11 protein-coding genes are annotated in these 10,576 nt (G+C 64.9%); 2 read left to right on the top strand and 9 right to left on the bottom strand.

The features are described 5' to 3' along the window. The 7 genes from QQL87_RS35620 to QQL87_RS35590 form a co-directional block, all read right to left on the bottom strand. On the bottom strand, positions 1–1,564 hold a 1,564-nt coding region (locus QQL87_RS35620), incomplete at its 3' end, for a xanthine dehydrogenase family protein molybdopterin-binding subunit (protein ID WP_284424136.1). Next, the gene (locus QQL87_RS35615; RefSeq protein WP_284423769.1) at positions 1,561–2,055 is read right to left on the bottom strand and encodes a (2Fe-2S)-binding protein; all 495 of its coding nucleotides are present in this window, start codon (positions 2,053–2,055) and stop codon (positions 1,561–1,563) included. The genes QQL87_RS35615 and QQL87_RS35620, both read right to left, overlap by 4 nt. 177 nt (positions 2,056–2,232) lie before the next feature. Then, positions 2,233–2,331: a pyrroloquinoline quinone precursor peptide PqqA gene (pqqA, locus tag QQL87_RS35610; protein WP_284423768.1), complete on the bottom strand. Its 99-nt coding sequence runs from the start codon at positions 2,329–2,331 to the stop codon at positions 2,233–2,235. A gap of 137 nt (positions 2,332–2,468) precedes the next feature. Then, positions 2,469–3,101 carry a hypothetical protein gene (locus tag QQL87_RS35605; protein ID WP_284423767.1) on the bottom strand — a complete coding sequence of 211 codons (633 nt, stop codon included), beginning with the start codon at positions 3,099–3,101 and terminating at the stop codon, positions 2,469–2,471. Beyond that, positions 3,098–3,628: a c-type cytochrome gene (locus QQL87_RS35600; protein WP_284423766.1), complete on the bottom strand. Its 531-nt coding sequence runs from the start codon at positions 3,626–3,628 to the stop codon at positions 3,098–3,100. The genes QQL87_RS35605 and QQL87_RS35600 overlap by 4 nt, the downstream gene beginning before the upstream one ends. A gap of 67 nt (positions 3,629–3,695) precedes the next feature. Beyond that, entirely contained in the window at positions 3,696–5,474 is a 1,779-nt protein-coding gene (locus QQL87_RS35595) for a PQQ-dependent dehydrogenase, methanol/ethanol family (RefSeq protein ID WP_284423765.1), read from the bottom strand. A gap of 105 nt (positions 5,475–5,579) precedes the next feature. Beyond that, complete coding sequence (locus QQL87_RS35590) at positions 5,580–6,104, bottom strand: copper chaperone PCu(A)C (protein WP_284423764.1); 525 nt, start codon at positions 6,102–6,104, stop codon at positions 5,580–5,582. A gap of 133 nt (positions 6,105–6,237) precedes the next feature. Between QQL87_RS35590 and QQL87_RS35585 the strand changes: the two genes are divergently transcribed. Together QQL87_RS35585 and QQL87_RS35580 are read left to right on the top strand one after the other, a co-directional pair. Next, positions 6,238–6,951 carry a GntR family transcriptional regulator gene (locus QQL87_RS35585; RefSeq protein WP_284423763.1) on the top strand — a complete coding sequence of 238 codons (714 nt, stop codon included), beginning with the start codon at positions 6,238–6,240 and terminating at the stop codon, positions 6,949–6,951. Positions 6,952–7,054: 103 nt separating this feature from the next. Beyond that, entirely contained in the window at positions 7,055–7,741 is a 687-nt protein-coding gene (locus QQL87_RS35580) for a GntR family transcriptional regulator (protein ID WP_284423762.1), read from the top strand. A 31-nt stretch (positions 7,742–7,772) separates the two neighbouring features. On the opposite strand, the gene QQL87_RS35575 is transcribed toward QQL87_RS35580, so the two are convergent. Both QQL87_RS35575 and QQL87_RS35570 read right to left on the bottom strand, forming a co-directional pair. Further along, positions 7,773–9,143 (bottom strand): sensor histidine kinase, encoded by a 1,371-nt coding sequence (locus QQL87_RS35575; protein ID WP_284423761.1) that lies wholly within the window; start codon positions 9,141–9,143, stop codon positions 7,773–7,775. Next, positions 9,118–10,575: a sigma-54-dependent transcriptional regulator gene (locus QQL87_RS35570; protein WP_284423760.1), complete on the bottom strand. Its 1,458-nt coding sequence runs from the start codon at positions 10,573–10,575 to the stop codon at positions 9,118–9,120. Before QQL87_RS35570 ends, QQL87_RS35575 begins: the two co-directional genes overlap by 26 nt. Position 10,576: the final 1 nt, after the last annotated feature.

Raw genomic sequence — 10,576 nt, 5'->3', positions numbered from 1 at the left:
GGTTGGGCACGGTGTAGAAGAAGTCGGCGCCGTTGACCGTGAACGAGTCGAGCGGGCCCTTCTTGTCGACCGAGGGCGACAGGAAGTCGGGAATACCCCAGCGCGCGGTCGGCCAGGCCGAGACGACGTCGTGGCTCAGCGCGATCAGCTTGCCGTTGCTATCGAGCCCCGCCTTCACTTTTTGATAGGTGAGCGGCCGCGAGTAGTCCATCGTCATGTCGTTTTCGCGGGAGTAGATCACCTTGACCGGCTTGCCGACAGCCTTGGCCGCCTGCACCGCCGGCACCATCATGTCGGCATCGAGCCGGCGGCCGAAGCCGCCGCCGAGCCAGGCCTGGTGCATCACGACATATTTCGGGTCGATCCCGGCAGCTCCCGCCGCGATCGCGCCGGAGCGGGTCGCGAACTGATTGCCGGAGTAGATGTGCAGGATGTCGCCCTTGAACTCGGCGGTCGCGTTCATCGGCTCCATCGGCGCGTGGATGTTGATGCTGGTGGTGTACTCCGCCTCCAACACCTTGGCCGCGCCCGCCAGGGCGGCGGCGGGATCGCCGTCCTTGACGAAGAACTGCCCGGCATCGTCCTGCGCCTGCAGCCGCATCGCCTCGGTGATGATGCTGTCGGTGCTGACATTGGCGTGCGGGCCCTTGTCGTACGTAATCTTGAGCGCGTCCGCGGCCTTCTTGGCATTCGCAAAGGTGCTGGCGACCGCGACCACCCAGCCCGACGTCGAGCCGGTCTTGTCGTCGAGCGTCACCGCCTTGATGAAGCCGGGGACCTTCTTGGCCTCGCTGTCATCGACGGACTTGACGGTGGCGCCGAAGCGCACCGGCGGCGTCACGACCTTGCCGTAGACCATGCCCGGCAGCATCGTATCGATGCCGTATTTCGCCGTGCCGTTGGTCTTCGACGGAATGTCGAGCTGCGGCACGGAGACACCGATCATGGTGTACTGATCGGGCGTCTTCAAGCTCAGCGCCTTCAATTCGTCCGGCGTGAAGCTCTTGGTGATCTTGCCGCTCTTGACGATCTCGGCATAGGTCATCTGCTTCTTGGACTTCGGATGCATCACGACGGAGTCGCGCACGACGAGCTCCTTCGCCGGGACGCCCATCGCGTAGGCGGCGGCCTCGGTGATCGCGATGCGGCCGGCGGCGCCGGCGCGGCTCATGGCGTCGAAGTTCATCATCGTGCTCCAGCTGCCGCCGGTGATCTGGGCGCCAAGCACGGGATCGTTGAACTTCGGATCGTTGGAGGCGAGCTGGACCCGCATGTCCTTCCAGGCGGCGCCGAGCTCCTCGCAGACGATCTGCGCCATGGTGGAGGCGATGTGCTGGCCCATGTCGGCCTTGCCGCAGGTCACGGTGACCAGGCCATCGGGTGCGATCGCATACCAGACGCTGGGCTCGAAGTTGGCGGGCGCAGCAGCCGCGAGCGCGCTGTCGGAAAGCCCGGCATAACCGAGCACGAGGCCGGTGGCGGCGGTGCCGACCAGGAACGAGCGGCGGCTGAGATCGGTCGTGGCGAGGCGCTCGCCTGCGGTGGTCTTCACATGCGTGTTCATGTGGGGCTCCGCTCGCTCGAGGTGACGTTGGACGCGGTGCGCATCTCGGAGGCGGCGCGCGAGATCGCCTTCTGGATCCGCGAATAGGTCATGCAGCGGCAGAGATTGCCGTCCATATGCGCGACGATCTCCTCCTTGCTCGGGCTGGTGTTCTTGGCGAGCAGCGAGGCCGCCTGCATGATCTGGCCGGACTGGCAGTAGCCGCATTGCGGCACCTGCTCGGCGATCCACGCCTTCTGCAGCGGATGATCGCCCTTCTGCGACAGGCCCTCGATGGTGGTGATCTTCTTGTTCGTGACGTCGCCGACCATGGTCTGGCACGAGCGCACCGCCTCGCCGTTCACATGGACCGTGCAGGCGCCGCACAGCCCAGCGCCGCAGCCGAACTTGGTGCCGGTCATCTGCAACTGCTCGCGGATGACCCATAGCAGCGGCGTGTCGTTCGCCGCGTCGACAGAGACGTCTCTGCCGTTGATACTGAGTTTCGCCATTGCCAAGAACCTCCTTACGGGACGGATTTGCGCTCAAGCGAACGCCCATCGGCGTTCCGGCTCATCTCGGCCGTGCGGCGCCCCATCGCCCGCACGCTGCCGTGATTGGTGAATTGCAGTCTCGGCCCGTGACAGCGACGGCAAGGATTTGCGGTCGCTGTCACGGCGATATTCAGATCAGCTCTTGCGCTGAGCCGCCTGCCTGCTGGCGCAGGCGTACATGTTGATTTCCATCCCGACGGGGACTTCGACGATCTTGGGGGCAGTCCAGCTCATGCGCGTTCTCCCGGAGAGGATGATCAATGCCGTGCGACAGACGGCCACCTGCATCTCCGGCAACTCTCCGTACCCGGCGCCTGCAAGCGTAGCGACTGCGATCGGGCCTCGCCGGAGCGGGACCTCGAAAGTCTGGATCAGTTCGTTTGCGTCGTGATCTGAATCCGCGTCTGATCGACGAAGCTCTTGGCATCCTGATCAGGCTTGCGGAACAGCTCGCGCTCGACGGTCAGCATCCGGCCGGGCACGCTCTTCTTGCAGACCTCGCGCAGGAACACGCCGCCCACCGGCTGCTCGCTCGCGGTCGGCTGCTGCTCCTTGCAATCCCAGCCGTCGGCGCCGTAGCGCGACTTCACCTGGTTGCCGAGCAGGAACGCCTTCTTGCGGATGTAGAGGCGCGCCTTCGGGTCGGTCTCGATCGTGAGACCGGAGACCTTGCCCTTGTCGTCGATGACCGCCGTGAGCAGCACCGGGTGACCGGCAACCTTGGTGCCGTCCTGGCTGGTCTCGGGATCGAACTCGAACCGCACAGCGCGACGCGTCTGGTCATCGGCCGGACAGTTGCGCCACGACGACCACGCATCAAGCTTGCGGTCCGGATCTCCAGCGCAGACCAGATTGACATAGCCGTCATTGGGCAGGTCGCCGACCGGCATGCCGACCGTGATGTCGCGCAGGTCGTAGCTCGGCACGGCCTGCGCGGAGGCCGCAGGCATCACGACGGATAACAGCAACGTGGCGAAGATCGCCGCACAGGTGAACGGTTTCATTTCGATGGCTCGCTTGCGGGCTTGGTGGCACTGGCCTTGTAGATGTCACAGACGCGCGACGTGGTGCCGAAGAAGGTGGTGCACTCGTCGTAGTTCGGCTCGCCTCGACCTTTGATATGCGCGAGCACATAGTCCGCGACCGCTTCGATATCGTTGGGCCGCAGGAACGTGCCGCCTTCGGGCGGCACGCGCTCGCCGACGTCCTGGCGATTCATGTCGTAGCATTTGCTCGTATCATAGGAGCCGCGCGCGAAGTACGGCATGCCCGTGCCGGGCCGGCCGCAGGTCACGGTCTCGATGATGTGCTCGCGGCTGAGCTCGGTCTTGCGCAGCGACAGCGCGTCGCCGCCATAGCCACCACCGCCGTTGCCGTGCCATTTGTGGCAGCCGACGCAGTTCGCGCGCTTGAACACCGCCTTGCCGGCCTCGGTCGGATCAGCCGGCGCGGCGGACTGCGCGAACGCGAGCGGCGCCGAAAGAACGACAAAGGCGAACGCCATTGCGGACGGAATCGGACTGAATCTCATCGGATCATCTTGTCGAACGTGGAAAAAGGAAGGGGCGGAGGCGCTTTCGCCTCCGCCCCTCGCGACATCACAGTGAGAAGACGTAGAGCATCGAGCCGGGCTGGATCTTCTTCAGCTCGGGCGTGGCTTCGATGAACCACTTGTCCCAGGCGCCGCCGAGACCGACGAGGATCGCGATATACTGCTTGCCGTCGACCGAGAACGTCACGGGAGGCGCATTGACGCCGCCGCCGGTGTTGAACTCCCAGAGCTTCTGCAGGGTCTTGCCGTCGAGCGCCATCACCTCCCCCGAGGGCTGGCCGGAGAAGACCAGATCGGGCGTGGCGAGCATGCCGCCGAGATTCGGGAACGGCGTCTCCATCTTGCTGGCGATCTTGCCGGTGGTGACGTCGATCGCGGTGACGCTGCCGGTGATCTTGAACGGCTGGCTCGGTCCGCCGCCGGTCCAGAACTCGCGCGCCTTCAGCTTGTCCTTGGTCGACTCTTCGACGGTGATCCGGTTGCAGCTCTCGATGACCGGAATGTACCAGAGCTTCAGATCCGGATTGTACGCAGTCGGCGGCCAGTTCTTGCCGCCCATGTTGCCGGGGCAGATGTCCGCCACCTTGTTCTCACGATGCGGCGTGACCGACGCATTGTAGCGCTGCACCGGGTTCTTCGGATCATACTCGATCGGCTTGCCGGTCTCGGCATCGAGGCCCTTGGTCCAGGTGACCTTCTTGACGAAGGGCAGGCCCCAGAGGAACTTGCCGTTGGTGCGGTCGATCGCATAGGCAAAGCCGTTGCGGTCCGCCTCGAGCGCGAGCTTCAGGGTCGATCCGTTCGGCGCGGGCACGTCGACCAGGACGTTCTCGGCAACGCTGTCATAGTCGTAGGGGTCGTTCGGCGTGTGCTGATAGTGCCACTTGATCTTGCCGGTGTTGGCATCGAGGGCCAGCGAGCTGTCAGTGTAGAGGTTGTCGCCGGGACGATAGGCGTTGTCCCAGTCCGGACCGGGATTGCCGACGCCCCAGATGATGGTGTCGGTCGACGGGTCGTAGGTGCCCGTCACCCAGGTCGAGCCGCCGCCGGCCGCAGCGGCGTCGTTGCTGTCCTTCCAGGTCTCGCTGCCGGGCTCGCCCTTCGCCGGAATGGTGTGGGTGCGCCAGACTTCCTTCTGCGTCGACAGATCGGTCGCCGCGATCCAGCCGCGGATGCCGTATTCGGCGCCGGCCACGCCCGAGACCGCCATGTTCTTCACGATCAGCGGCGCACCGGTGATGACCTCGCCCTTGTCTGGATCGGCGACCTGGCGCTGCCAGGCAACCTGTCCGGTCTCCTTGTTGGTCGCGATCAGGCGGCCGTCGAGCGTATGCGAGACGACGAGATTGCCCCACAGCGCGACGCCGCGATTGTCGACGCCGCAGCAGGCGACCGCGCCGGCCCAGTCGTGATCCGTCTTCGGATCCATCTTCCAGACCAGCTGGCCTTTGCCGCCGCGCGCATCGATCTTGTAGACCGAGCCCCAGCCGTCGGTGACATAGATCATGCCGTTCTCGACGATCGGCGTGCCTTCGAGGCCGCCATGGCTCCAGATGCCGCCGCCCTCGACGCCGCCGAGATGCATGGTCCAGGCGACCTTGAGATTCTTGACGGTGTCCTTGTTGATCTCCTTCAGCGCCGAGAAGCGGGTGCCGGAATAGTTCTTGTGATGATGCAGCCAGTTGCCGGCTTCCTTGTCGGCATTGAGCAGCCGCTCCGGCGTGATCTCATCGGCGGCCCGCGCCGCAGAGCCGAGCTGGAAACAGGCAATGGCTGCGCTGGCCAGCAGCACCGCCCGAAATGTTGACCTGACGTGATTCCTCATCGTTTCCTTCTCCCATTCTTGATTATGAGCTCGATCGAAAACCGCTCCGCAAAGCTTGCAGCGAAGAGGCAGCAGGCGACAGACAAGTTCAGGGGACTTGCAAGTTCAGGGGGACTTGCGAACCTCGACCTCCGTTTCGATGGATCCAGCCTTCTGGAAAACGATCGTGCAGGTGAAGCGCTTGCCGGGCTCGAGCGGCTCGCGGGTCTGCAACAGCATCACGTGATAGGCGGTCGGCAGCAGCACCAGCGTGCTGCCCGCGGCAATCGGAATGTTGGGAATCGAGCGCATGGCCGGCGCGCCTTCGCCGCGATCCACGGTGTGGCGTTCGGAGAAATTCGCGATCGGACAACGCACGCGCATCAGGGCTTCGGGCGACGTCGTGTCGTTCCTGATCGTCACCAGCAGGGGGATGTCACGACCGACCTCAGGCGCCGCAGGCACCCAGGCATCGGACAACGTCAGACCTTCACCGGCCGACGCGGGTACAGTCGCCATCGCGACGACAATGGCAGCAAACACCACCGATAGCCCGCGCAACACAGCCACAATCAGCCCGCCGCGCACGCTGCCCTCCGAGGGCGCCGAGCAGCTCTGGTCACGCTTCGAACGAGCCGGTTGATCCGACACGGACGCCCTCCCCGATCATATGAAAGCCGTTTTAACTTGGCTTCTTATTTTTGAATTCGTACTCTGAATTCGAATTCGTCGCAATTAGATTTTCACGCTTGGCGTGTTATTCTTCGCTAAAATGTGATGGCTCATGCGAATCGTGTCCCCTGCCCCCTCCCTGGTCGACCAGGTCGTCGAAGCGATCACTGACGAGATCGTCAGCGGCGTGCTCGCGCCCGGCTCCCGGCTCATCCAGGATGATCTGGCCCAGGCCTATGGCGTGTCACGCCAGCCCGTTCAGCAGGCCCTGGTGCTGTTGCGCGGCTGCGGGCTGGTGCAGAGCGCGCCCGGCCGCGGGCTGATCGTGGCGCCGCTCGACCCTGGCTTTGTCCGCGATCTCTACGAGATGCGCGCGGTGATCGAAGGCCTTGCGGCACGCCTCGCTGCGGAACGTGCGAGCGATCGCGCGGCGCGCGAAGGTCCGGCCTACATCGCCGCCGGCCGCGAGGCGGCCAGAAGCGGACTGGTCGGCCGCAAGATCGAGACCGATATCGCCTTCCACCGCTTTCTCAGCGAGCTCTCGGGCAATGTGCTGATCGACGAGACGATGGCGCCGCATTGGCCGTATCTGAAGCGCGTAATGTCCGACGTGCTGCAGAAGGAGGAAGGCATGTCCCTGACGGTCTGGGACGAGCACGCCGAGATTCTCGCCGCCGTGATCGAGGGCCGCAGCACCGAGGCCGAACGGCTGAGCCGCGACCACATCGCACGCGCCGCTGGCGTCTTCATCCACCATATCGAAGCTCAGCAGGGCGACAGGCCGAAGCAGCGGCGCACGCTCTCGGGACGCAAGATGTCGTTATGAGCAAGATGCAGCGTCCACCAGCGGAGACGGGGGCGCCAGGCAGGCGCTCGATCGCATCCGATCACGGACGGAACCTGACGTTTGAATCGTTGCAGGAGGCCGCGTGCCGCCGCTGAAAACCCAGCCGAGCCTGACGGAACGTGTCTACCAGCGAATCCTCTCCGATATCGTTGGCGGAGAGCTGCCGGAGTCCGCACGGCTGATCCAGGATGATCTGGCGCGCGACCTCGGCGTATCGCGCCAGCCGGTGCAGCAGGCGCTGCTGCTGCTGCGCAACCATGGTTTTGTGCGCGAGGCGCCCGGACGTGGCCTCGAGGTTGCACCGATCGACACCGACTTCATCCGCAATCTCTATGAAATCCGCGCCGTTGCCGAGGGCCTCGCCTGCGGGCTGGCGGCGACCCGCGGCGCCGAGCGGGCGGCCGAAGAGGGTCCCAGGCTGATCGAGGAAGGCCGCCGCGCCGAGCGCGAGCACTCGGTCGAGAAGCTGATCGAGGCCGACGTCAAGTTTCACGAGTTCCTCTACGAGATCTCCGGCAACTCCGTGATCCAGGACACCACCCAGCCGCATTGGCTGCATCTGCGCCGGCTGATGGGCGAGGTGCTGATGCGCGACGAGACCCCGCGGCGGATCTGGGACCAGCACGAGGACATCCTGAACGCCGTCATCGCCGGCGATGCGCAGAAGGCCGAGGATCTCGCCCGGCAGCACATCACGCGAACAGCCACCGTGTTGCTGGCGCGACTGTCGAAGCAGCGCGATCGCGTGCCGGTCGCGACCGCATCCTGATATCAGCGGCGGCGGTCGCAGCGACGAGCGATCAGCCAGCCGCCGGCAGGGCGAAGGAGAACGTGGCGCCGCCATCAGGCTCGTTGCTCGCGACCAGCTCGCCGCCATGCTCGCGGACGATGCCGTAGCTGATCCACAATCCCAGACCCGTCCCTTCGCCGACGCGCTTGGTCGTGAAGAACGGCTCGAAGATGTGGCTGAGATGATCCCTGTCGATGCCCGGACCATTATCGGTGAGCCTGAATGCGATCTCGCTGCCCTGGCGCGACGCCGTGACGACAAGGCGCGGCAGCTCGATCGCGCGCATCGCATCGATCGCGTTCTCGACCAGGTTGACGATCACCTGATGCAGCTGGCCTTCGTTGCCGGATATCCACAGATCGGGCTCGACCTCGATCTGGATGTCGACGCGGTGCTGCTTGGTACGTCCCGCCCACAGCACCGCCGTGTTGATCAGCCGCTCGATGTTGACCCGCTCGACCTCGCCGAGCTTGGAGAATGACAGCCGGCGCAGGTTCTTGACGATCTCGCTGATCCGCACCGCGCCTTCCAGCGTGCCTTCGATCAGCGGACCGAAATCTTCCAGGATGGCATCGATCCGCAGATCCTTGCGCAACGCTGCGACCGCGTCGGAGATCGGCTGCTCATGGACCGCATCGAGATAGCCGACCAGCGACGTGCGGTAGCGCATCAGGGTGTGAACATTGCCGTAGACGAAGCTGATCGGATTGTTCAGCTCATGCGCGACGCCGGCGACGAGTCGGCCAAGGCTCGCCATCTTCTCCTGCTCGACCAGCTGCCGCTGCGCCCGCTGCAACTCCTGGTGGGCCTTGTGCAGGGCTTCGTAGGCGCGACGGAGCTCGCCGATGGGGCGCCCGGTCAAGACCACGCCGATGAAGCGGCCGCGATGGTCGTGCCGCGGCGAGCTGTTGATCGCGAACAGGTCGGAGCTGCCGCCGGCTGCGGCGAAGCGCAGCTCGCCATCGACCACCTCGGCGCTGCTGCGCGGCTGCAGCAGCGCCCCGAGCTTGCCGTGATGATCGACATCGATCATCTCGGCGATGTTGCGACCGGCGATGTCAGCAAGGATGCGGCCCGAATTCCGCTGAAAGGCCGAGTTGGCCTGCTGGACGTTCCCCCTGGCGTCGCAGACGACGAGGATGTCCGAGACCGACTCGATGACATTGGTGACGAAGGCCTGGGCTTCCTCGAGCTCGGCATTCTTGTGCTCGAGATCGACTTCGTAGCGCAGCAGGTCGGAATAGACCTCGTCCATCTTGCGGATCACTTCGATCCACACGCCCTCGCGCTCGCTGTCGAGTTCGAGCGTGCTGCTGCTGGCGATCAGCTTCAAAAGCGTGTCCGCCCCGGACGACTCAGGAGAATGCGTGGCCTTTGCCATTTTTCTTCAGATCGTATCTCGACAATTTGTTGCGCAGGCCGACCCGGGACAGGCCAAGCTCGCTGGCGACGCGGCTGATGTTACCCTCGTATTTTTCTAGACAGCCGACAATGATTGTCTTTTCGAGATCTTCGACCCGATCCTTGAGACTGCCATGGCCGTTCAGCTTGCCGTTGACGGCGGCGGGGGCCGCGCGGCGGCCGTTGCGCCGCCCGGCGAAGGGCGGGCAGCGCAGTTCGTCGGCATCGGCCAGCACGGCCATGCGCTGGATCTCGTTCTGCAGCTCGCGGACGTTGCCCGGCCAGTGATATCTGGAGAACTCCTCCAGCGCCTGCGGCGCGAAGCGCAGATGCGGCCGGTTGAACGAGGTCTTCACCGACGCCAGCACGCCCTCGGCGATCAGCGGGATGTCCATCGGGCGCTCGCGCAGCGAGGGCATATGCACCGGAAATGCGGCGAGCCGGTAATAGAGGTCGCGGCGGAAACGGCCGGACTCGACCTCGGCTTCGAGATCGCGGTTGGTCGCGGCGACCACGCGCACGTCGACCTGACGGACGCGCTGCGCGCCGAGCGGCCGGATCTCGCTCTCCTGCAGCACGCGCAGCAGCTTGACCTGGAACGCGGGCGAGGTCTCGCCGATCTCGTCGAGAAAGATGGTGCCGCCGTCGGCGACCTCGAACAGGCCGATGCGGTCCTGATAGGCGCCGGTGAAGGCGCCCTTCTTGCAGCCGAACAGCTCGCTCTCCAGCAGCTCGTCGGGCAGCGCGCCGCAATTCTCGACGACGAAGGCCTTGGTGGCGCGCGCTGAACCATAGTGGATGGCGCGCGCGAGCAGCTCCTTGCCGGTGCCGGACTCGCCGGTGATCAGCACCGAGATGTCGTAGTCGGCCGCGCGGCGGCCGAGCTCGATCACGTTGCGCATCGGGCTTGCCGCCGAATGCACGATGCGGTCGAAATCGTAGAGCTGCTTGGCGGCGCCGCGCTTGACCGAGACGACCTTCTTGATGTGTGCCGGCGTCGCCTTGACGTCGACACCCGCGGTCTCCGTCTCCTTCTGCAGCCGATACAGCTGGACGGCCTCGCGCACGATCTCGACCAGCCGATCCGGCTGCCAGGGTTTTGTAATATACTGATAGATGCCGGCTTCGTTGAGCCCGGCGATGATGTCCTCGGAATCGGAATAGCCGGAGATGATCATCCTGACAGGATCGGGCCACATCTCGCGCACGCGCTTCAGGAAGCTCACGCCGGATTCCTGCGGCATGCGCTGGTCGCAGATCACGGCATGCACGATCTCGCCTTCGAGCAGCTTCTCGGCATCCGCCGTGTTGCCGGCGCACAGGACCTCGAAATCCTGGTTGAGGACGCGCCGCAGCGCCTCCTGCGACCGGACTTCGTCATCCACGACCAATATCGTTCCCTGAATTCCCATC

Origin of the sequence: Bradyrhizobium sp. SSBR45G, from assembly GCF_030159255.1 — a bacterium.
In the GTDB taxonomy this organism is placed as follows: domain Bacteria; phylum Pseudomonadota; class Alphaproteobacteria; order Rhizobiales; family Xanthobacteraceae; genus Bradyrhizobium.
This window is presented reverse-complemented; position numbering and strand designations above follow the sequence as displayed.

Coding starts and splice junctions, on each gene's coding strand:
- QQL87_RS35615 (WP_284423769.1), bottom strand. CDS start 2,055: ATGGCGAAACTCAGTATCAACGGCAGAGACGTCTCTGTCGACGCGGCG.
- pqqA (WP_284423768.1), bottom strand. CDS start 2,331: ATGAGCTGGACTGCCCCCAAGATCGTCGAAGTCCCCGTCGGGATGGAA.
- QQL87_RS35605 (WP_284423767.1), bottom strand. CDS start 3,101: ATGAAACCGTTCACCTGTGCGGCGATCTTCGCCACGTTGCTGTTATCC.
- QQL87_RS35600 (WP_284423766.1), bottom strand. CDS start 3,628: ATGAGATTCAGTCCGATTCCGTCCGCAATGGCGTTCGCCTTTGTCGTT.
- QQL87_RS35595 (WP_284423765.1), bottom strand. CDS start 5,474: ATGAGGAATCACGTCAGGTCAACATTTCGGGCGGTGCTGCTGGCCAGC.
- QQL87_RS35585 (WP_284423763.1), top strand. CDS start 6,238: ATGCGAATCGTGTCCCCTGCCCCCTCCCTGGTCGACCAGGTCGTCGAA.
- QQL87_RS35575 (WP_284423761.1), bottom strand. CDS start 9,143: ATGGCAAAGGCCACGCATTCTCCTGAGTCGTCCGGGGCGGACACGCTT.
- QQL87_RS35570 (WP_284423760.1), bottom strand. CDS start 10,575: ATGGGAATTCAGGGAACGATATTGGTCGTGGATGACGAAGTCCGGTCG.